The 19,151-nt window shown below is 62.7% G+C and carries 22 protein-coding genes; 8 read left to right on the plus strand and 14 right to left on the minus strand.

Annotated features, from left to right (window positions below; translation table 11 throughout):
• Positions 1-50: 50 nt before the first annotated feature.
• From AT959_RS13645 to AT959_RS13680, 8 genes are all read right to left on the minus strand, one after another.
• On the minus strand, positions 51-368 hold the full coding sequence (locus tag AT959_RS13645; protein ID WP_066883959.1) for a hypothetical protein: 318 nt from the start codon (positions 366-368) through the stop codon (positions 51-53).
• Between the two features lie 111 nt (positions 369-479).
• Entirely contained in the window at positions 480-1,742 is a 1,263-nt protein-coding gene (locus AT959_RS13650; RefSeq protein ID WP_066883961.1) for an EAL and HDOD domain-containing protein, read from the minus strand.
• Between the two features lie 9 nt (positions 1,743-1,751).
• Positions 1,752-3,128, minus strand: coding sequence for a phosphomannomutase/phosphoglucomutase (locus AT959_RS13655; protein ID WP_066883963.1), 1,377 nt, complete (start codon positions 3,126-3,128; stop codon positions 1,752-1,754).
• Between the two features lie 9 nt (positions 3,129-3,137).
• Positions 3,138-4,106 carry a YheT family hydrolase gene (locus AT959_RS13660; RefSeq protein ID WP_066883965.1) on the minus strand — a complete coding sequence of 323 codons (969 nt, stop codon included), beginning with the start codon at positions 4,104-4,106 and terminating at the stop codon, positions 3,138-3,140.
• The gene (locus tag AT959_RS13665; RefSeq protein WP_066883967.1) at positions 4,103-4,534 is read right to left on the minus strand and encodes a YybH family protein; all 432 of its coding nucleotides are present in this window, start codon (positions 4,532-4,534) and stop codon (positions 4,103-4,105) included. Before AT959_RS13665 ends, AT959_RS13660 begins: the two co-directional genes overlap by 4 nt.
• Positions 4,531-5,544 (minus strand): lipopolysaccharide heptosyltransferase II, encoded by a 1,014-nt coding sequence (waaF, locus tag AT959_RS13670; protein ID WP_066883969.1) that lies wholly within the window; start codon positions 5,542-5,544, stop codon positions 4,531-4,533. Before waaF ends, AT959_RS13665 begins: the two co-directional genes overlap by 4 nt.
• A 36-nt stretch (positions 5,545-5,580) precedes the next feature.
• Positions 5,581-5,769 carry a zinc-finger domain-containing protein gene (locus AT959_RS13675; protein ID WP_066883970.1) on the minus strand — a complete coding sequence of 63 codons (189 nt, stop codon included), beginning with the start codon at positions 5,767-5,769 and terminating at the stop codon, positions 5,581-5,583.
• A gap of 16 nt (positions 5,770-5,785) precedes the next feature.
• The gene (locus tag AT959_RS13680; RefSeq protein ID WP_066883972.1) at positions 5,786-6,706 is read right to left on the minus strand and encodes a branched-chain amino acid transaminase; all 921 of its coding nucleotides are present in this window, start codon (positions 6,704-6,706) and stop codon (positions 5,786-5,788) included.
• A gap of 89 nt (positions 6,707-6,795) precedes the next feature.
• On the opposite strand from AT959_RS13680, the gene AT959_RS13685 reads away from it, so the two are divergent.
• Genes AT959_RS13685 through mnmA form a run of 3 tightly spaced genes read left to right on the plus strand, consistent with a single transcriptional unit; the run spans position 6,796 to position 8,886 of the window.
• Positions 6,796-7,242, plus strand: coding sequence for an NUDIX hydrolase (locus tag AT959_RS13685; protein ID WP_066883974.1), 447 nt, complete (start codon positions 6,796-6,798; stop codon positions 7,240-7,242).
• The gene (locus tag AT959_RS13690) at positions 7,242-7,796 is read left to right on the plus strand and encodes a hypothetical protein (RefSeq protein ID WP_066883976.1); all 555 of its coding nucleotides are present in this window, start codon (positions 7,242-7,244) and stop codon (positions 7,794-7,796) included. The genes AT959_RS13685 and AT959_RS13690 overlap by 1 nt, the downstream gene beginning before the upstream one ends.
• On the plus strand, positions 7,789-8,886 hold the full coding sequence (gene mnmA / locus AT959_RS13695; protein ID WP_088178979.1) for a tRNA 2-thiouridine(34) synthase MnmA: 1,098 nt from the start codon (positions 7,789-7,791) through the stop codon (positions 8,884-8,886). The genes AT959_RS13690 and mnmA overlap by 8 nt, the downstream gene beginning before the upstream one ends.
• Before the next feature lie 50 nt (positions 8,887-8,936).
• Here the strand turns inward: mnmA and AT959_RS13700 are convergent, their stop codons facing one another.
• The 3 genes from AT959_RS13700 to AT959_RS13710 form a co-directional block, all read right to left on the minus strand.
• Positions 8,937-10,937, minus strand: a complete 2,001-nt coding sequence (locus AT959_RS13700; protein WP_066883980.1) for a methyl-accepting chemotaxis protein — start codon at positions 10,935-10,937, stop codon at positions 8,937-8,939.
• 168 nt (positions 10,938-11,105) lie between these two features.
• A complete protein-coding gene (locus tag AT959_RS13705; protein ID WP_066883982.1) occupies positions 11,106-11,714 on the minus strand; it encodes an HD-GYP domain-containing protein in 609 nt (202 codons plus the stop codon).
• A 150-nt stretch (positions 11,715-11,864) separates the two neighbouring features.
• A complete protein-coding gene (locus AT959_RS13710) occupies positions 11,865-12,473 on the minus strand; it encodes a glutathione S-transferase (protein ID WP_066883983.1) in 609 nt (202 codons plus the stop codon).
• A gap of 95 nt (positions 12,474-12,568) precedes the next feature.
• Here AT959_RS13710 and purB point away from each other — a divergent pair, with 95 nt between their 5' ends.
• The 5 genes from purB to AT959_RS13735 all read left to right on the plus strand — a co-directional run bounded on the left by purB (position 12,569) and on the right by AT959_RS13735 (position 15,869).
• Positions 12,569-13,936: an adenylosuccinate lyase gene (gene purB, locus AT959_RS13715; RefSeq protein ID WP_066883985.1), complete on the plus strand. Its 1,368-nt coding sequence runs from the start codon at positions 12,569-12,571 to the stop codon at positions 13,934-13,936.
• Positions 13,937-14,212: a zinc ribbon domain-containing protein gene (locus AT959_RS13720; protein ID WP_066883987.1), complete on the plus strand. Its 276-nt coding sequence runs from the start codon at positions 13,937-13,939 to the stop codon at positions 14,210-14,212.
• Entirely contained in the window at positions 14,212-14,529 is a 318-nt protein-coding gene (locus AT959_RS13725; protein WP_066883989.1) for a DUF2322 family protein, read from the plus strand. Before AT959_RS13720 ends, AT959_RS13725 begins: the two co-directional genes overlap by 1 nt.
• Before the next feature lie 122 nt (positions 14,530-14,651).
• Positions 14,652-15,107 carry a c-type cytochrome gene (locus tag AT959_RS13730; RefSeq protein ID WP_066883991.1) on the plus strand — a complete coding sequence of 152 codons (456 nt, stop codon included), beginning with the start codon at positions 14,652-14,654 and terminating at the stop codon, positions 15,105-15,107.
• Between the two features lie 72 nt (positions 15,108-15,179).
• The gene (locus AT959_RS13735) at positions 15,180-15,869 is read left to right on the plus strand and encodes a cytochrome b/b6 domain-containing protein (protein WP_066883993.1); all 690 of its coding nucleotides are present in this window, start codon (positions 15,180-15,182) and stop codon (positions 15,867-15,869) included.
• A gap of 70 nt (positions 15,870-15,939) precedes the next feature.
• Here the strand turns inward: AT959_RS13735 and secF are convergent, their stop codons facing one another.
• From secF to yajC, 3 genes are read right to left on the minus strand one after another with little or no spacing between them, the layout of a single operon-like run.
• Positions 15,940-16,884, minus strand: a complete 945-nt coding sequence (gene secF / locus AT959_RS13740) for a protein translocase subunit SecF (protein ID WP_066883995.1) — start codon at positions 16,882-16,884, stop codon at positions 15,940-15,942.
• A 12-nt stretch (positions 16,885-16,896) separates the two neighbouring features.
• Positions 16,897-18,774 (minus strand): protein translocase subunit SecD, encoded by a 1,878-nt coding sequence (secD, locus tag AT959_RS13745; RefSeq protein ID WP_066883997.1) that lies wholly within the window; start codon positions 18,772-18,774, stop codon positions 16,897-16,899.
• Between the two features lie 49 nt (positions 18,775-18,823).
• A complete protein-coding gene (gene yajC / locus AT959_RS13750) occupies positions 18,824-19,147 on the minus strand; it encodes a preprotein translocase subunit YajC (protein WP_066883999.1) in 324 nt (107 codons plus the stop codon).
• Positions 19,148-19,151: the final 4 nt, after the last annotated feature.

A 19,151-nucleotide genomic window follows, 5' to 3' on the forward strand; every position in this document is an offset into this window, starting at 1 on the left:
AAAAAAAAGGCCCCGTTTGCCTGGCAAGCGGGGCCGTTTTCTTTGCTGGATCAGCGCAACAGGCGACCGGCCGGGGCTGGGGCTTCGTAATCCCGAATCACTTCGCCTTCGATGACATAGCCGTCGTCGGCCGTGGCCGCCGCTGCTTGGCGCAGTTGCTGGCGCAGGCGCCGTGTTTTCCACCACAGCCAGCCGCCCAGCGCCAAGCCGCCGACCGCGACCACGGCGAGGGCGACCAGCGAAAACATGAAGCCCAGCACCAGCAAGCTCGCGCTCAGCACGAAGGCGAGCATTTTGCCGAGCAAGCCGGCAGGCTGTGGCGTCAGGCGGGCCTGTTGGCGAAATTGAGCGTGTTCCTCAGTGGTCATCGAGACTCCGGTGCGAGGTTGGGAAAGGCGGTTTGATCGGCCGCGCTGACTGATCTTGGGGCAGCGCGGCCGGCTTGTCTGTGGCGATTCGGTGCGTCTTCTGTAACAGGCTCAGGACGCTGCCTGCTCGGCCGTGTTTTGGCCGATGCTGTTGGCCCATTGCAGTGCCCTGGTCTGGGCGCGGTTGAGCGCTTTCAGCGTCAGCGTCGGCAGGCTTTGCAGGCTGCCGGCCAGTAGGCCGAGATCGCCGGTTTCACTGCTTTCGGCCAGATGCAACAGGGTGCCGAGCGCACCCTGGCCGGTGCACAGGGCGTCGCGCACCTCGTTGGCCAGGCCGAGCGGGGCGACGATTTCCTCGATTGGCAAGCCGATCAGGGCCGGCATCAGCGACATGATGCCGACCATGAAGGCCTGGTCGGCGAGCGCATTGTTGCCCGGTTGCAGTTCTTCGGCCAGCAACTCCATCAGCCGGCCGCGCGTCGCGGCAAGCAGCAGCAAGGGATTGGCCGTGCTGTTCTGGTTGCCGGAGGCGAAGAGCAGCAATTGCAGCCAGCGCTGCAACTGGCGCCGACCGAGCACGGTGATGGCGTGGCGCAGCGAGGTAATGGTTTCACTTGAGCCGGCGCCGACCGAATTGGTCATGCGCAGCAGGTTGACCGTCAGACCCGGCTCCGGCTTCAGGGCTTCTTCCAGTTCGCCGGTATCGGCGTCGCCGAGCAGTAGGCCCATCAGCTTCATCAGCGAGAGCTGGGAGTGATCGAGTTTCTTGCCGGCAATGATCGTCGGCTTGGCAAAGTAGTACCCCTGGAAGAGCGAGAAGCCGAGCTTGAGGCATTGCTCCATCTGCTGGCGCGAATCGACCTTCTCGGCCAGCAATTGCTTGCCGAGCGGCTTCAGTTTCATAACCAGTTGCATCAACTGGACACGCGACAGCGGCTGGATGTCGACCTTGACCACTTCGACCAGCGCCAGCAGCTCGGCAAACTGCGGTTCGAGCTGGATGACGTCATCCAGCGCCAGCGTGAAGCCGGCCGCTTTCAGGGCCTTGCAGCGGTCGACGACGGCCGGCGTCGGCGGTACCGTTTCGAGGATTTCAAGGACGACCGATTGCCGTGGCAGCAGTTCGAGCAAGTCGCTGAACAGGAACTCTTCGTCGACATTGATGAAGCCGCGGCATTGGCCGAGCGCATCGGCGACGCCGAGTTCGGTGAAGGCATTGGCGATGACGGTGGCCGTGGCGCGTACGCCGTCGGTGAATTCGGCGGCGTTGCGCGAGCCGCTGCGAAAGAGCAGTTCGTAAGCAAAGAGCTGTTGCTCGCGATCCAGGATGGGCTGGCGCCCGAGAAACAACTGGTCAGCGGCAACTTCACTCACGACAACTCCTTAAAACGGTAATTGGATGCCCGGCCAGGCGGCGGTGATGGCCTGGCGGAACGCGGCCTGGATGCGCCCCAGCGCCGCATCGTTGTCGGCTTCGAAACGCAGTACGACGACCGGCGTGGTGTTGGACGGGCGGGCCAGGCCGAAACCATCGGCGTATTCTACGCGGAGGCCGTCGATAGTGATCATTTCCTCGGCGCCTTCGAACTTGCCCTCGGCCTTCAGCTTGTCGATCAGCGCAAAGGGTTCGCCTTCGGCCATCTTGATGTTGAGTTCCGGGGTGGACGGGGAATTGGGCAGGTTTTTCAGCAGCGGATTGGCATCGGCGGCGCGGGCCAGGATTTCGAGCAGGCGGGCGCCGGTATACAGGCCGTCGTCGAAGCCGTACCAGCGTTCCTTGAAAAAGGTGTGGCCGGACATCTCGCCGGCCAGCGGGGCGCCGGTTTCCTTCAGTTTCGCCTTGACCAGCGCGTGGCCGGTATTCCACATCAGCGGCACGCCGCCATGTTGCTTGATCAACGGCGCGAGCAGGCGGGTGCATTTGACGTCGTAAATGATCTGGCCGCCGGGCACGCGCGACAGAACATCGGCCGCGAACAGCATCAACTGGCGGTCCGGGTAGATGATCTCGCCATCCTTGGTGACGACGCCGAGGCGGTCGCCGTCACCGTCGAAGGCGATGCCGATTTCGGCGTCGGTTTCACGCAGGGCGCGGATGACGTCTTCAAGGTTTTCCGGCTTCGATGGATCGGGGTGGTGGTTCGGGAAATTGCCATCGACTTCGCAGAACAGCGGCACGATCTCGCAACCGAGGCGCTTGAACAGTTCCGGGGCGATCGCGCCGGCGACACCGTTGCCGCAATCCATGACGATTTTCATCGGCCGCGCCAGCTTGACGTCGCCGACGATCTTGTCGATGTAGGCGGTGCCGACGTCGGCGCTGCGGCGTTTGCCCTGGCCGTGCTTGAGGTCGCCGGATTCGGCGCGCCGCTTCAGGTTCTGGATGGCGTCGAGGGCCAGCGTGGTGCCGGCGATGACCATTTTCAGGCCGTTGTAGTCGGGCGGGTTGTGGCTGCCGGTGACCGAAACGCAGGAGTTGCAGCCGAGTTCGTAGGCGGCGAAATAGGTGACCGGGGTCGGCACGCAACCGACGTCGATGGCGTCGATGCCGGCGGCGCAGATGCCGTCCATCAGCGCGCCGGCCAGTTCGGGTCCGGACAGTCGGCCGTCGCGGCCGACGGCGATCGCGCTCTGGCCCTGTTCGGCGGCCAGCGAGCCGAGGGCGTGGCCGATCCGGCGGACGACGTCGGCGGTCAGCGATTTGTCGACGATGCCGCGAATGTCGTAGGCCTTGAAGATTTCAGCGGGGAGTTGGCTCATGATTTTTGGCTATGACGTTTGGAAAATGAAGAAGTGTAAGAGCCTTTGCGGCAACCAGTCCAGATTTCCCGGGAAGGTGCCGCTGACGAAGCCGACATGGCCGCCGCCGGCCGGCTGTTCGAGGCGGACGCAAGGGCTGACCTCGGCCGTGCTCGGCAGATGATGGGCCGGCAAAAACGGGTCATTTTTGGGGTTGACCGCAAGACTCGGCACGGCAATCGATTGCAGCCAGGGTGTGGCCGAGGCGCGGCGCCAGTAGTCGTCGGCGCCGGCAAAGCCGTGCACCGGGGCGGTCACCGCATCGTCGAATTGGTACAGGTTGAGGGCCTGCTGCATGCGGGCTTCGTCGAACAGTCCGGGAAACTGGCGCAGGCGGGCGGCCGAGACGGCTTTCAGGGTTTTCAGGAAGTGCTGGGTATAGACGCGATTGAAGCCGCTCGCCAGATGATGGCCGCAGGCGGCGAGATCAAGTGGGGCGCACAGCGCGGCAATGCCGGTGACCACCTCGGCCGCCGCCTGGCCTTGTTCGCCGGCCCATTTGAGCAGCGCATTGCCACCCAACGAGACGCCCGCCGCATGCAGCTTCCGGCCGTGATTGGCGGCTTGCAGGCGGCGCAGAATCCAGTCGATTTCCGCCGAGTCGCCGGAATGGTAGGCCCGCGGTCGCTGGTTCAGTTCGCCGGAACAGCCGCGAAAGTGCGGCAGGGCAAAGCGCCAGCCGATCTTCTTGCAGGCGTGCGCGGTCGAGATGGCGTAATGGCTGCGGGCGCTGCCTTCGAGGCCGTGAAATAACACCAGCAAGGGTGCCTCGGGCGGGCCGTCGAGATGGTCGACGTCGATGAAGTCGCCGTCCGGCGTCGTCCAGCGCTCACGGCGCAGCGGCAGCGGCCGGGGCTTGATCAGCAGCGGCCAGATGGTCTGGGCATGGCCGCCGGGCAGCCAGGACGGGGCGCGATACGGTTTGCTGGCGGTGGTCAATGCAGCGTGTGCGGTACGGCTTCGGCCATCGCCTGGTGGTTGTCGTCGGCGGCCGAGGCGTGGCGACTGACCAGGCGCCAGCCGTGGGCGCCGCGGACGTAAATGTGCGTGACATGCAGCGGGCCGTGCGGGCTGGGGTCGTCGCCGACGTAGAGCACCTCGGTCAGGTGATGCACGGCCATCACGGCGCCTTGCCAGTGGGTGACGACTTCCGGCTGGACACGAATCTTGGCGTTGGCAAATATGCTGCGCCAGCTTTCGCGGATTGGCACCAGGCCGAGCAGGCGAATGCCGGTCGGATGAACGCAGAGCGTTTCCTCATCCTCGGCCCAGAGCAGCATCAACAGGTCGGCATCGCCTTTGGCGATGGCTTCGTAGAAGGCGCGTTCGGCGTCCTCCGGCGCAGCGTAATTGGCGGACTGGCTCATTGGGCTATCCGTTTCATGCAGGCGGTAAAAACCAGTTGCGGTGACAGTTTGTTCAGGCAGTCGAGGTGGCCGAGCGGACATTCGCGCTTGAAGCACGGGCTGCACGCCAGTTGCAGGCTGAGAATGTCGGCCTGGGCGGAGAGCGGCGGCGTGAAGCCGGGCGACGACGAGCCGTACAGCGTGACCAGTGGCCGGTCGAGAGCGGCCGCAACGTGCATCAGCCCGGAGTCGTTGCAGACCACCAGGTCGGCCAGGGCCAACAGGTCGACGGCCTGGCCGAGCGTGGTCGCGCCGCACAGGTTGCGGCAGCGGCCGGGGGCCAGTTGCGCGATTTCTTCGGCGATGGCGTGGTCCTTCGGCGAACCGAACAGCCAGATGGCGCAGCCCTGTTCGGCCAGTTTCTCGGCGAGGGCAGCGAAGTGGGCGGCCGGCCAGCGTTTGGCCGGGCCGTATTCGGCGCCGGGGCAGAAGGCGACGATTTTGGCCGGGCGCTGCAGGCCGAGTTCGTTCAGCGTCTGTTGCTGCTCGCCGGCGGTCGACCGGATTTTCGGGTAGGAAATCGGGCGCGGCAGCGGTGCGTCGGGCGCTTCGGCCAATTGTGCGAAGCGTTCGACCATCAGCGGCAGGGCCGCCTTGTCCAGCCTGTGGCGGAGATTGATCAGGCCGTAGCGGGACTCTCCGGTGAAGCCGATGCGCAGTGGAATGCCGGCCAGGAACGGGACCAGCGCCGATTTCAGCGAGTTGGGTAACACGTACACCGCGTCGTAGTCACAGGCGGCCAGGTTGCGGGCGAGACGCCAGCGTGGCTTCAGCGAGAGCTGGCCGTGGCCGAACGGGCTATCGACGACGTCGCTGATTTCGTCCATCCGGTGCAAGACCGGCGCGACCCAGCGCGGCGCCAGGGCGTCCAACTGCAAACCGGGATATTTGGCATGCAGGCGGGCGAACAGCGGCTGCGCCATGATGGTGTCGCCAATCCAGGAAGGGGCGACGATCAGAGCCTTCTTCATGCGAAAGCGGCGGGCTTTCGGCCCGCCGCCCTGTTCTTAGTGATGGCCCTTGGGCGCTTCGCCCGTGAACACGTACTTGGTGCTGCAGTACGGGCAGGTCACTTCGCCGCTCTTCAGCACGTCGAGGAAGACGCGCGGGTGCTGGCTCCACAGCGGCGCCTGCGGCGTCGGGCAGTGTAGCGGCAGGTCGTGGGCGGTGACTTCAACGGTCAGTTTGTCGGACATCGTTTTTCTCCCTGGATCAGACGGTGGCCAGCCAGTCGGTGTGGGCGGCGGAACGGCCATAGACCACGTCGAAGTATTTTTCCTGCAGCGCCTTGGTGATCGGGCCGCGGCTGCCGGCGCCGATCTGGCGGTTGTCGAGTTCGCGGATCGGCGTCACTTCGGCGGCGGTGCCGGTGAAGAAGGCTTCGTCGGCGCAATAGACTTCGTCGCGGGTGATGCGCTTTTCGACGACCTTGATGCCCAGTTCGCCCGCCAGCTGGATCACCGTGGCGCGGGTGATGCCTTCGAGGCAGGCGGTCAGGTCCGGCGTGTACAGCGTGCCGTTGCGCACGATGAAGATGTTCTCGCCGGCGCCTTCGCAGACATAGCCTTCCGGATCGAGCAGCAGGGCTTCATCGTAGCCGTCACCAGTCGCCTCGTTGTTGGCCAGGATGGAATTCATGTAGTTGCCGGACGCCTTGGCGCGGACCATCGTGATGTTCACGTGGTGGCGGGTGTAGGACGACGTCTTGATGCGGATGCCGCGCTGCATGCCTTCTTCGCCCAGGTAGGCGCCCCATGGCCAGGCGGCGATGATGACGTGCACCTTGGCGCCCTTCGGCGAGACACCCATCTTTTCCGAGCCGTAGAAGGCGAGCGGACGCAGGTAGCCGGATTCAAGATTGTTGGCACGGATGACTTCCTTCTGCGCCTCGTTGAGTTCCTCGGCGGTGAACGGCATCTGCATCTGGAAGATGTGGGCCGAACGGAACAGGCGCTCGGTATGTTCCTTCAGGCGGAAAATCGCCGTGCCACGCTCGGTCTTATAGGCACGGACGCCCTCGAATACGCCCATGCCATAGTGCAGGGAGTGGGTGAGAACGTGGGTGGTGGCTTCGCGCCAGGGCACCAGCTTGCCGTCTTGCCAAATAAAGCCGTCGCGATCCGACATGGACATGTTCGATTCTCCGTGTTGCGCGTGTAAAAGCCCATAATTCTAGCCGAAATCAGCAGGTAAAATATCGCTTTTGCCGATTGAGACCGAGCATGATCTGGAAACCCAATGTCACCGTTGCCGCGGTCGTTCAGCGCGACGGCAAATTCCTGCTGGTCGAGGAAGAAACCGACGCCGGCCTCGCCTTCAATCAACCGGCCGGCCATCTCGAAGAGGGTGAGTCGCTGGTCGATGCCGTCGTCCGCGAGGCGCTCGAGGAAACCGCCTACAGCTTCAAGCCAACCCATCTGGTCGGGATTTATAACTGGAAACATCCGAGCAAGGATGTCACCTACCTGCGCTTCGCCTTTGGCGGCGAGTTGCGCGGCTTCGACGCCGAGCGCCAACTCGACGACGGCATCGTTGCCGCCCGCTGGCTGACGCTGGATGAAGTCAAGGCGACGCAGGCCCGGCATCGCAGTCCGCTGATCCTGCGCTGTATTGAGGACCAGATCGCCGGCAAGTCCTATCCGCTCGACCTGCTGGTGCATTACGCCTGATGCATCGCTGGCTGTTCGTCATGCTTGCCCTGTTGTCTGGGCTTGGCCTAGCCGACGAGCGGGTGAAGGTTTGCTACGGTTACGGCTGCCTGGTGCAGGCCGATGTCCGCTATAGCGACGGGCAGCTTGGCGATGTGCGTCGCCTGCTGTTTGCTGCGGTCGACGCCGCCGAGGAGCGAAAAATGCTCGCCCTGGCCATCGGGCGCCTTTACGCCTGGGCCGGCGAGCAGTCCGACATCCACAATGACCGGGGCGGCAATTACGCCGATGGGGGGATTCCCGGCAAAATGGATTGCATCGATCACTCGACCTCGACGACGCGCCTGCTCGGCCTGCTCGCCGAGCGCGGTTATTTGCGCTGGCACCGGGTGCGGGAGATCGAGGCGCGGAATTTTGCCTGGCTGATTCCGAGCCACTGGTCGGCGGTGATCGAAGAAAAAACGGATGGCGAAGCGGCGCGCTTCGTCGTCGATAGCTGGTTTGTTGATAATGGACAGCCGGCGGTGATCCTGCCGCTGGATGAATGGAAGAAGGGGGCTGGGCCCGATGTCTGAAAAAACTGTAGTGGTCGGCTTGTCCGGCGGTGTCGATTCCTCTGTCGCGGCCTTGCTGCTGAAAGAGCAGGGCTGGAAGGTGATCGGCCTGTTCATGAAGAACTGGGAAGACGACGATACCGAGGAATACTGTTCGTCGCGGCAGGACCTGATCGACGTGATGAGCGTTGCCGACAAGATTGGCATCGATGTCGAGGTGGTCAATTTCGCCGCCGAGTACCGCGAGCGCGTCTTTGCCGAATTCCTGCGCGAATACCAGGCCGGGCGAACGCCGAATCCGGACATCCTGTGCAACTCCGAAATCAAGTTCAAGGCTTTCCTCGATCACGCCCTGCAACTTGGCGCTGACAAGATCGCCACCGGGCACTACGCCGGGGTGCGCGAGTTCAACGGCGAATACCAGTTGCTGAAAGCCGAGGACGGTACCAAGGATCAGAGTTATTTCCTCTATCGCCTGAATCAGGCGCAGTTGTCGAAGACGCTGTTCCCACTGGCCGATCTCTACAAGCGGGACGTCCGCAAGATGGCCGAAGCGGCCGGCCTGCATGTCGCGGCCAAGAAGGATTCGACCGGCATTTGCTTCATCGGCGAGCGGCCGTTCAAGGATTTCCTGGCACGCTACCTGCCGCCGAAGAAGGGCGAAATCCGCCGCCTCGACGATGGCAAGGTGCTCGGCGAGCATGATGGCCTGATGTTCCACACCATGGGCCAGCGCAAAGGCCTGCACATCGGCGGCCTGAAGGAAAAAGGCCAGGCGGGTGGCGGCGATCACGATGCCTGGTTCGTCGCCGGCAAGGACATGGAAAAGAACGTGCTCTACGTCGTCCAGGGGCACGACCATCCGGCCTTGCTCAAAGCGGATCTGCTGGCCGAGCAGTTGTCCTGGGTGGCCGGTCGGGCGCCGCATGAACACTGGGTGTACACCGCCAAGCCGCGTTACCGGACGGCCGACCAGCCTTGCGAGATCGAGCGGGTCGATGGCGACACCTGCGCCATCAACTTTGCCGAAGCGCAGTGGGCGCTGACGCCGGGCCAGTCGGTAGTGCTCTATGAAAGCCGCGTTTGCCTGGGCGGCGGGGTGATTCGCTGAAGTAAAAATGGCGGGTGCGGGGCTTGCCCCGGCCCACCATGGCCGACGCTTCAGGTGCGGAAGCGTTCGACGCCCTGACGCAGTTGCTGGGCCAGGGTTTGCAGCTCCTCCGCGGCGCCGGCCGTGGTTTTTGCCTCGCTGCTGTTTTTCTCGATTTTCCCGGCGATCTGCTCGATGCCGCTGGCGACGCTGTGACTGGCCGTGCTCTGTTCGCGGATGGCGTCGGTGATGCCGGCAATGGCCCGGCTGACCTCGGCGGCGCCGAGGTAGATGCGGCGGATCGACGCATTGGCGGTGCCGGCCAGTTCGACGCCGCTGCCGACTTCGGCAACGCCGCGATCCATCTTGTCCACCGCGTCGCGGGTTGCGTTCTGGATGGCGCTGATCAGTTGACCAATCTGCTGGGTCGATTGCGCCGTCCGCTCGGCCAGTTTGCGCACCTCGTCGGCGACGACCGCGAAGCCGCGCCCGGCCTCGCCGGCCCGGGCCGCTTCAATGGCGGCGTTGAGGGCGAGCAGGTTGGTCTGGTCGGCGATGTCCTTGATCGTGCCGGCAATGCTGGAAATCGACTCCGAGTGTTCGCCGAGGGTTTCGACCGTGCTTGCGGTCTGGCGGACGGTATCGGCAATCTGTGTCATGGCGCCGACCGCGTTGTCGATGATGGCCGAACTTTCCTCGGCCTGGCGGACCGAGTCGCGGGCGATTTCTTCGGCGTGCCCGGCGTTTTCGGCGATCAGCGTGATGCTGCTGCTCATTTCTTCGACCGAAGCCGCCATGCAGGTGATGGCGTCGCTTTGTTCCTGCGAACTGTCGGCGACACCGGTCGATGCCGCCTGCAACTGACAGGTGTTGGCGGCCACCTGGTCGGCGGCGCCGCGGACGTCGCCGAGCAGGCGGGAAAGCTGCTCCTGCATGCGGGCGAAGGCACGCATCAGATGGCCGATTTCATCCGACTGGCGGGTGTCGATGCGCGCTGTGAAGTCGCCGTCGGCCACCCGGTCGGCAATCGCGATGGCCTGCTGCAAGGGGCGGGCGATCCAGCGTCGGCAGGTCCACCAGATGCTGACCACGATCAGGCTGATCAGCAGTACGGTGGCGGCGGCCAGCAGCAGGCTGGCCTGACGGCTTTCGGCATTGAACTCGTCGAGATAGCTGCCGGAGGCCAGTACCCAGTTCCACTCCGGGTAATGGTTGAAGACGACAATTTTCTCGCGCGCTTCATTCTCGCCAGGGTTTTGCCACCAATAGCGGATCACGCCGTTTTTGTTATCGAGCATTGTCTGCGCGAAGGCTTCGCCGCGGGCGCCACGCACATCGAGCAGCGAGCTGCCTTCGATTTTCGGGTGTAGCGTCAATAGGCCCTTGTCGCGGCCGGCGTCGAAAGCGTAGGGGTAGCCGGTTTCACCAATTTTTACCGCCAGGACCTTCTTGCGCAGTTCTTTCAGGCCGGCCGAGAAGTCGATGCCGGTGAAAAAGGCGCCAATCACCGTGCCGTCGCGATCGCGGATCGGTTGGTAATGGGTCATCACGTCGCGGCCGAACATGCGAGCCTTGCCGGTGTAGGTTTCGCCGCGCAGCAGCGGGGCGACGGCGGGATGCTCGCGGCCGAGCGGAATGCCGCTGGCGCGCTTGCCCTGTTCATCCTGGATCGAGGTCGCCGTGCGCTCGAAATCATCCCCTTTGCGGGTCAGAACCGTAGCGTAGGCGCCGGTTAGGGTGCTGAAGCGGTCGGCCAGGGCATGGCTGTCCTGGGAAATGACGCTGCTGCCGTGATGCAGCACTTCCTGGGCGTCACGACTGAAGCTCTCCGGGTAGCTGCTGGCAAATACCCGGTTCAGGCGCCGGATTTCTTCCTTCAAGGCTCGGTTGTAGGCGTCGATCATGTCGACGATTTGGCGGTTGGTGCCTTGGAGCGTTTCCAGGGCGCGCGCTTCGAGCTTATGGCCGAGAAAGCTCGACAAGCCGAAGGTGGCAATGGCAAGCAGCAATGAAATTCCCGTCGCCAGCATCAAAATCAGCTTGAATGCGACCGAGGTTTGGCGTTCCGACATGAATCCCCTCCCTTGATATTCCCGCAACTGGCGTGCGGATTAACCGGGGATTCTCGATTGGATTACGCAATGTGCACTTGATTTAACTCAAGTGAATATCTGTTTGTCAGATTCCGGGCCGGAAATGGATCAACGTTGCTCGCCGAGTCACTGTGGCTGGCCGGCTTTTCAATCCTGCGCGGCGCGCATATCCGACTTTTCGATCACGGCACAGAAGGCGTGCAGCAGGTCGGGGTCATGTTTGCCACCGGCTTCCTGGCTCAGGATGTCCATCACCGCCTGATGCTGGCGGGCCTTGTGGTAAGGGCGGGTGACTGCCATTGCGTCATAACTGTCGGTTAGCGAGATGATCCGCGCAAAGAGCGGAATGTCGGTGCCACGGAGGCCGTCCGGGTAACCCGAACCGTCGAAGTTTTCATGGTGGTGGCGGACGATGCGCGCCACTTCGGGGGATTTTTCGTCGCCGATGGCCAGGATGATGCGCTCGCCGATCACGGTGTGCTGCTTCATGCATTCCCATTCGTTTTCCTCGAACGAACTCGGTTTGCGCAATACCTGGTCCGGAATGCCGATTTTGCCAAGGTCGTGAAACTGGGCGCCCAGGGTCAGCAGTTCGAGTTCGCGCGCCGAAAGCTTGAGATGGCAGCCGAGTTCGGCGGACAGTTGCACGACGCGCTCGGAGTGGATTTGCGTGTGATGGTCGCGTTCGCCAAGGGCAACGCTCAGGGATCGGGCGATATTTTGCATCGGTACGGCGTCTGGGGTCGGGTTCAGCATCGCAGGCCTCGCTTACCGGTTTTTGGGTATTCGATATTGACCGGCCATCTTGGGCGAGGTTCATTCGGTATTGACGAGCCGGTGAAATTTCCCGGGTGAAAAAACAAGGGGTGCCCGCGGGCACCCCTGATGATCTGCAGCGGCCCGGACTCAGTCTTTGGGCATGGTGTCGGCAAATGAAGCGCGCTGCTTCAGCTTGGCGTACAGTTTTTCCAGATTGGGGTGGCTTTCCTGCCAGTTGATGTCGGTAAAGCGGAAGCACAGGTAACCGAGCGCGGTGCCGACGGCGATGTCGGCCATCGAAATGTGGGTACCCATGCAGAAAGCCTTTTCGCCCAGTTGCTCGGCCATGAACTCCAGGCTGCGCTGGATCTTGTCGTGCTGACGGGCGATCCAGTCGGCGCTCTGCTGCTCGGCCGGGCGCTTGGCTTCCAGGAAGGCGGTGGCGGCGGCGTCGCAGATGCCGTCGGCGAGTGCTTCCCAGCGCTTGACTTCGGTGCGCTCGCGGTTGGGGGCGGGGAACAGCTTGTTGTTCGGCGTCACGTTGTCGATATATTCGACGATGACGCGCGAATCGAAGAGCGGCGTTTCGTCATCAAGGACGAGAACGGGAATCTTGCCCAGCGGATTGAGGTTCGGCACCTTGCTGTCGGCCAGCCAGGGCGAGTCGATCACAAAGTCGTATTCAATTTTTTTTTCGGCCAGCACGATGCGCACTTTGCGCGCAAACGGGCTGGTATGGGAGCCGATCAGCTTCATCGCATGCTCTCTGATTTGGGGAGTTCGATTATAGCGTATGGCGCAGGGGTTGGTCGGGCGGGTAAAATCACGGGCTTACCGAAAAGGATGTTCTTATGACTTTCAATCCCTTGACTGCCCTTTCCCCGCTCGATGGCCGTTACGCCGGCAAGGTCGATGCCCTGCGCGAGCATTTTTCCGAGTTTGGCCTGATCAAAAACCGCCTCAAGGTGGAGATCGAATGGCTGAAGGCGCTGGCCGCCGAGCCGCACTTTTCGGAAATCCCGGCTTTTTCGCCGTCGACCGTCGCCGAACTGGATGCCCTAGTCGCCAACTTCGGGCCGGAACAGGCCGCCGAGGTCAAGGCCATCGAAGCCACCACCAACCACGACGTCAAGGCGCTGGAATACTGGATCAAGGACAAGACCAAAGCCAATGCCGAGGTGACCAAGGTCGGCGAATTCATCCACTTCGCCTGTACCTCTGAAGACATCAACAACCTGTCGCATGCGCTGATGTGCAAGGGGGCCCGCGAGCAGGGCATGCTGCCGATGCTCGACAAGCTGATCGAGCGCCTTCGCGAACTGGCCCACGTCAATGCCGAAGTGCCGATGATGAGCCGCACGCACGGTCAGCCGGCAACGCCGACCACGCTCGGCAAGGAAATGGCCAACGTCGCCTACCGCCTGCAGCGCGCCCGCGTCCGCATCGTCGCCGTCGAACTGCTCGGCAAGATCAATGGCGCGGTCGGTAACTACAACGCCCATCTGACGGCTTACCCGGGCTACGACTGGGAAGGCTTCGCCAAGCGTTTCGTCGAATCGCTCGGCCTGACCTTCAACCCCTACACCATCCAGATCGAGCCGCACGATGCGCTGGCCGAACTGTTCGATGCCTTCGCCCGCGCCAACAGCGTGCTGATCGACCTCGATCGCGACATCTGGGGCTACATCTCGCTCGGTTTCTTCAAGCAGAAGGTCAAGGCCGGCGAAATCGGTTCGTCGACGATGCCGCACAAGGTCAATCCGATCGACTTCGAGAATTCCGAAGGCAATCTCGGTCTGGCCAATGCTGTCCTCAAACACCTCGCCGAAAAGCTGCCGATCTCCCGCTGGCAGCGCGACCTGACCGATTCCACCGTGCTCCGCAACATGGGCGTCGGTCTCGGCTACACGCTGCTCGGCTACGACTCGCTGTTGAAGGGTCTGAGCAAGCTGGAGGTCAATGCCGACCTGATGAAGGCCGATCTCGACGCCAACTGGGAACTGCTGGCCGAGCCGATCCAGACCGTGATGCGCCGCTACGCCGTGCCGAATGCCTACGAAAAGCTCAAGGAACTGACCCGCGGTACCCGCGTTTCGCGCGACGGCATGCAGGCTTTCGTGTCGACGCTGGAAATCCCGGAGGCCGCCAAGGCTGAACTGCTCCAACTGACGCCGTGGGATTACACCGGCAAGGCCGCCGAACTGGCGAAGCGCATCTAAATGCAGTGCGCCAAATGCGGGCTGGAAGTGCCGGCCGACGCCATCTATTGCCCGCATTGCACTGGCGAGCGCAAGACCACGGATCGCGATGTGATCCGTGGCGGCATCAAGGGCGGGCTGATCGGCCTACTGATCGGCCTCTTGCCGGCACTGGTGCTGCTCTATATCTACGGAGCCGAGCGCGGAATCAAGGCGATCGCCTTCATCACGCCTTTCATTACCTTTACCACCGGGCTGATCATCGGTCTGGTCAAAGCCAAACGAGATTGGAAATAATGTCTTTTGCCGAGAATCTGAAAAAACTGCCGGGCATTTCTCACCTGGCCGCCATCAACCTGCTGGATGCCGAAGGCAATGTCGTTGCCGTCATCGAAAACAAGGCCGGCAGCCAGGGTTCGCTGGCGGTGTACAACCATCTGGCGCAAACCTACGGTTCGATCAACGTCGAGGCGGCGAAGAAGGGTCTGGAAATCTTCGCCGAACATACCGAGGATGCCCGCCTGCATGCCGGCAAGCACCCGAACATCGACCGTTTGCTCGCCGTCGAAGCCGGCCAGCCGGCGCTGCGCGTCAAGCACGTCTTCGCGGTTTGAGCCGGTCCGCTACCAATAAACGTCATATAAGCTGGTTATAATTTTTAAGGAATAAATTCGACGTGTTTGTCGTTAACCACGTTGTAATGCCTTTCCTCTCAACAACAACGGAGAAAAACAGAATGAAATCAAAGCTCTTGCTCGCCCTGCTGACCGTGACCTTGGCCGGCACTGCCATCGCCCAGGTCAAGACAGAAGATGCCATCAAGTACCGCCAGTCCGGTTACGGCTTCATGGCCTGGAACATGGCGCGTATCAAGGCCAATGTCGAAGGCCAGTACAACAAGGAAGAGGTCATCAAGGCCGCCAACGCCATTCAGGCGATTGCCAACTCCGGCATGGGCGCCCTCTATCCGCAGGGTTCCGACAAGGGAACGGGCTGGGAAGCGACTCGCGTCAAGCCGGAGTTCTTCACCAACAAGGAAGGCGTCACCAAGGTCGCCATGGCTTTCAACAAGGAAGCCAATGAAATGGCCAAGGTTGCCGCAACCGGCGATGCCGCCGCGGTCGGCGCCCAGTTGGGCAAGCTGGGCGGCACCTGCAAGGGCTGTCACGACGACTTCAAAGCCAAGAAGTAAGCCGGGCGTGCAACAGGCTGCGACAGGCACCTGCGGGTGCCTGTTTTTTTAGCTATAAGAATAGGTCTGGATATGAACAGCAAGAAATTTCACCTGTGGGATCTGCCGACCCGCCTCTTTCACTGGCTGCTGGTCCTCTGCGTGCTGGCGGCGGTGGTTAGCGGGCAATTGGGCGGCAACCTGATCGACTGGCATGGCCGGATCGGGCTGCTCATTGTCGGCCTGCTGGCTTTCCGGCTGGTCTGGGGCGTCGTCGGTTCGAGCTATGCCCGCTTTCGCCAATTCCTGCCGACGCCGACTCGGGTTCGGGCTTACCTGCGCGGCGAGTGGCAGGGCGAGGGCCACAACCCGCTCGGCGCACTGGCCGTTTTTGGTCTGCTCGGCCTGTTGACCGCCCAGGTCGTCAGCGGCTTGTTCAGCAACGACGACATTGCCTTTGTCGGGCCGCTGTTCGAGCTGGTCAGCAAGAACCTGAGCAATCGCCTGACCGGCATTCACCACCTGCTCTCCAACCTGCTGATCGGGCTGGTGGTGCTGCATATCGTAGCCATTGCCTTCTATGGTCACGTCAAGAAGCAGAAACTGGTCAAGCCGATGATTACCGGCTGGCAAGAGGGCGAGGGCGAGTCGGCGACCGGTGGTGGTGTCCTGCCCCTGATCGTGGCGCTGGCCGTGGCGGCCGGTGCGGTCTATGGCGCCAGCGGTGCCTGGTTGCCGGAACCACCACCACCGCCGCCGGCGGCGGAAACGCCGAGCTGGTGAGCAGCAAAGAAAAAGCCACCGGAAATCGGTGGCTTTTTCGTGTCGACCGCAGCGGTCGTCGCCCTGCGGCTTAAACGACGGCGCCGTCCTCGTTGGCCCCTTCGATGACCTTCTTCGGCTTGATGAACTGTTCGCGCGAAACGCCCAGCCACATCACCAGCGGGCTGGCGACCAGCACCGAGGAGTAGATGCCGAAGCAGATGCCGATGGTCAGCGCCATGGCGAAGTAGTGCAGGGTTTCGCCACCGAAGACCAGCATCGACAGCACCATCATCTGCGTACAGCCGTGCGTGATGATCGTCCGGCTGATCGTGCTGGTGATGGCGTGGTCGAGGACTTCCGGCGTGCTCAGGCCGCGCTTGCTCTTGAAGGTTTCGCGGACGCGGTCAAAGACGACGACCGACTCGTTCACCGAGTAGCCGAGCACGGCCAGGATGGCGGCCAGGACCGACAGCGAAAATTCCCACTGGAAGAAGGCGAAGAAGCCGAGGATGATCACCACGTCGTGCAGGTTGGCGATGATGGCCGAGACCGAGAAGCGCCACTCGAAGCGGAAAGCCAGGTAGATGACGATGCCGATGATGACCAGCAGCAGCGCCATCGCCCCGTTTTCAGCCAGTTCCTTGCCGACCTGAGGTCCGACGAACTCGACACGCCGCAGTTCGGAGCCCGGCGCGTCGGCTTCGAGCGCCTTCATCACCGCTTCGCCGATCTGGTTGCTGTTCTGCTCGCTCTTCAGCGGCAGGCGAATCATGACGTCCTGCGACGAACCGAAGTTCTGCACCGCGTAGTCGCTGAAACCGGCCTTGCCCAGCGCGTTGCGCACCTTTTCAAGGTCGGCGGTCTGCGCGTAATGGGTTTCGATCAGCGTGCCGCCGGTGAACTCCACCGACAGGTGCAGGCCCTTGGTGAACAGGAAGACGACGGCGAGGACGAAGGTGACCAGCGAGATGACGTTGAACGTCAGCGCGTGGCGCATGAAGGGAATGTCTTTGTGGATGCGGAAAAATTCCATTTTCGTTTTTCCTTATTTCTGGCCGTTGACCGTAGCGGTGCCCGGTTTCCAGAGCTGGCCGATGGCGACCTTGGCCAGTTTCTTCTGGCGACCGTAGATCAGGTTGATCAGGGCACGGGAAACGACGACCGACGAGAAGATCGAGGTCAGGATGCCGAGGCAATGGACCACCGCAAAGCCGCGCACCGGGCCGGAGCCGAAGATGAGCAGCATCAGGCCGACGATCAGCGTGGTGACGTTGGAGTCGAGAATGGTCCCGAAGGCGCGTTCGTAGCCTTCCGAGATGGCGGCCTGCGGCGGCATGCCGTTACGCAGTTCTTCGCGGACCCGCTCGTTGATCAGTACGTTGGAGTCGATGGCCATGCCCAGTGCGAGCGCGATGGCGGCGATACCGGGCAGGGTTAGCGTCGCCTGCAGCAGGGAGAGCAGGGCGATCAGGAAGAGCAGGTTGGCACCCAGGGCGAGCACCGAGACGACGCCGAAGACCTGGTAGTAGACGATCATGAACAGTGCGATCGCGGCAAAACCCCAGAGCGTCGAATGGAAGCCCTTCTGGATGTTGTCGGCACCGAGCGACGGGCCGATGGTGCGTTCCTCGACGATGTCCATCGGTGCGGCCAGCGAACCGGCACGCAGCAGCAGCGCGGTGTCGTTCGCTTCGCTGGTCGTCATGCGGCCGGAAATCTGGACGCGGCCGCCACCGATTTCGGTGCGGATGACTGGTGCGGTGACGACTTCGCCCTTGCCCTTTTCGATGAGCAGGATGGCCATGCGCTTGTTGACGTTCTCGCGGGTCACATCCTTGAAGATGCGGGCGCCGGCCGAGTCGAGGGTCAGGTGCACGGCGGCTTCCTGGGTCTGGCTATCGAAGCCGGGCTGGGCATCGGTCAGGCGGTCGCCGGTCAGCACGACCTGCTTCTTGACCAGCAGTGGCTGGCCACCGCGCTCGTTGTAGACCTCGGTGCCGAACGGCGCATTGCCGGCCAGCGCCGCTTCCAGCGCGCCCGGCGAATCGTCGACCATGCGGATTTCCAGGGTCGCGGTGCGGCCGAGGATGTCCTTGGCCTTGGCCGTGTCCTGCACGCCCGGCAGCTGGACGACGATGCGGTCGGTGCCCTGCTGCTGGATTACCGGCTCGGCGACGCCGAGTTCGTTGATCCGGTTATGCAAGGTGGTGATGTTCTGCTTGATGGCGAATTCGCCGATGCGCTTTTGCGCTTCCGGCTTCAGCGTGGCGACCAGCTTGAATTCACTGCCGTCGGCCTGCTCGGTCAGGATCAGGTCGGGCTGGCTGTCGGCGATGGCATTGCGGGCCTTGTCGCGGGTTTCCTGGTCGCGGAACTTGACGACCAGGCGGTCGCCTTCGCGGTTCACCCCGGCGTGGCGCAGATTCTTGTCGCGCAAGACGGTGCGCAGGTCGGCCGAGGTTGAGTCGAGGCGCTTGGTCAGCGCGCCCTTCATGTCGACCTGGAGCAGGAAGTGCACGCCGCCGCGCAGGTCGAGGCCGAGGTACATCGGCAGCGCATGCAGCGAGGTCAGCCACTGCGGCGAAGCGGCCAGCAGGTTGAGGGCGACGACATACTGCGGGTCGCTGGCATCCGGATTGAAGGCTTTTTCCAGGACATCCTTGGCCTTCAACTGGGTGTCGGTATCCTTGAAGCGGGTCTTGACGCCGTTGAAGTCGAGTTGCATGCCGTCGTGCGTGATGCCGGCGGTTTTCAGGGCGTCCTCGACGCGGCTCCGGGCCTTGTCATCGACCTTGATCGTGGCCTTGGCGCTGGAAACCTGCACGGCCGGCGATTCGCCGAAGAAATTGGGCAGGGTGTAGACGAAGCCCAGGACCAGCGCGATGGCGACGGTAATGTACTTCCAGAGAGGGTAGCGGTTCATAGCGGCTTTAAAGCTAAAAAGGCGGCCAGCGGCCGCCTTTTGGGGGTGATTACAGCGACTTCAGCGTGCCCTTGGGCAGTACCAGGCCGATGGCCGGTTTTTGCACGACAACTTCGGTGCCTTCGGCAATTTCCAGGGTCACGTAGTTTTCGCCGACCTTGGCAATCTTGCCGACCAGGCCGCCGCCGGTGACGACTTCATCGCCCTTGGCCAGTGCCGCAACCAGGGCCTTGTGTTCCTTGGCCTTCTTCATTTGCGGACGAATCATCAGGAACCAGAGCACGACGAACATCAGGATCATCGGCAGGAGCTGCATCAAGCCGCCAGTCGGGTCGGCGGCGCCAGCGGTTTGAGCGTGGGCAAGGCTAATCATTGGT

Source organism: Dechloromonas denitrificans, assembly GCF_001551835.1.
Lineage (GTDB): Bacteria > Pseudomonadota > Gammaproteobacteria > Burkholderiales > Rhodocyclaceae > Azonexus > Azonexus denitrificans.

What these genes read in the sequence shown, in the direction of transcription:
- AT959_RS13645 (WP_066883959.1), bottom strand. Translation starts at nt 368, where the DNA reads ATGACCACTGAGGAACACGCTCAATTTCGCCAACAGGCCCGCCTGACG.
- AT959_RS13655 (WP_066883963.1), bottom strand. Translation starts at nt 3,128, where the DNA reads ATGAGCCAACTCCCCGCTGAAATCTTCAAGGCCTACGACATTCGCGGC.
- AT959_RS13665 (WP_066883967.1), bottom strand. Translation starts at nt 4,534, where the DNA reads ATGAGCCAGTCCGCCAATTACGCTGCGCCGGAGGACGCCGAACGCGCC.
- waaF (WP_066883969.1), bottom strand. Translation starts at nt 5,544, where the DNA reads ATGAAGAAGGCTCTGATCGTCGCCCCTTCCTGGATTGGCGACACCATC.
- AT959_RS13675 (WP_066883970.1), bottom strand. Translation starts at nt 5,769, where the DNA reads ATGTCCGACAAACTGACCGTTGAAGTCACCGCCCACGACCTGCCGCTA.
- AT959_RS13680 (WP_066883972.1), bottom strand. Translation starts at nt 6,706, where the DNA reads ATGTCCATGTCGGATCGCGACGGCTTTATTTGGCAAGACGGCAAGCTG.
- AT959_RS13685 (WP_066883974.1), top strand. Translation starts at nt 6,796, where the DNA reads ATGATCTGGAAACCCAATGTCACCGTTGCCGCGGTCGTTCAGCGCGAC.
- AT959_RS13690 (WP_066883976.1), top strand. Translation starts at nt 7,242, where the DNA reads ATGCATCGCTGGCTGTTCGTCATGCTTGCCCTGTTGTCTGGGCTTGGC.
- mnmA (WP_088178979.1), top strand. Translation starts at nt 7,789, where the DNA reads ATGTCTGAAAAAACTGTAGTGGTCGGCTTGTCCGGCGGTGTCGATTCC.
- AT959_RS13700 (WP_066883980.1), bottom strand. Translation starts at nt 10,937, where the DNA reads ATGTCGGAACGCCAAACCTCGGTCGCATTCAAGCTGATTTTGATGCTG.
- AT959_RS13705 (WP_066883982.1), bottom strand. Translation starts at nt 11,714, where the DNA reads ATGCTGAACCCGACCCCAGACGCCGTACCGATGCAAAATATCGCCCGA.
- AT959_RS13710 (WP_066883983.1), bottom strand. Translation starts at nt 12,473, where the DNA reads ATGAAGCTGATCGGCTCCCATACCAGCCCGTTTGCGCGCAAAGTGCGC.
- purB (WP_066883985.1), top strand. Translation starts at nt 12,569, where the DNA reads ATGACTTTCAATCCCTTGACTGCCCTTTCCCCGCTCGATGGCCGTTAC.
- AT959_RS13720 (WP_066883987.1), top strand. Translation starts at nt 13,937, where the DNA reads ATGCAGTGCGCCAAATGCGGGCTGGAAGTGCCGGCCGACGCCATCTAT.
- AT959_RS13725 (WP_066883989.1), top strand. Translation starts at nt 14,212, where the DNA reads ATGTCTTTTGCCGAGAATCTGAAAAAACTGCCGGGCATTTCTCACCTG.
- AT959_RS13730 (WP_066883991.1), top strand. Translation starts at nt 14,652, where the DNA reads ATGAAATCAAAGCTCTTGCTCGCCCTGCTGACCGTGACCTTGGCCGGC.
- AT959_RS13735 (WP_066883993.1), top strand. Translation starts at nt 15,180, where the DNA reads ATGAACAGCAAGAAATTTCACCTGTGGGATCTGCCGACCCGCCTCTTT.
- secF (WP_066883995.1), bottom strand. Translation starts at nt 16,884, where the DNA reads ATGGAATTTTTCCGCATCCACAAAGACATTCCCTTCATGCGCCACGCG.
- secD (WP_066883997.1), bottom strand. Translation starts at nt 18,774, where the DNA reads ATGAACCGCTACCCTCTCTGGAAGTACATTACCGTCGCCATCGCGCTG.
- yajC (WP_066883999.1), bottom strand. Translation starts at nt 19,147, where the DNA reads ATGATTAGCCTTGCCCACGCTCAAACCGCTGGCGCCGCCGACCCGACT.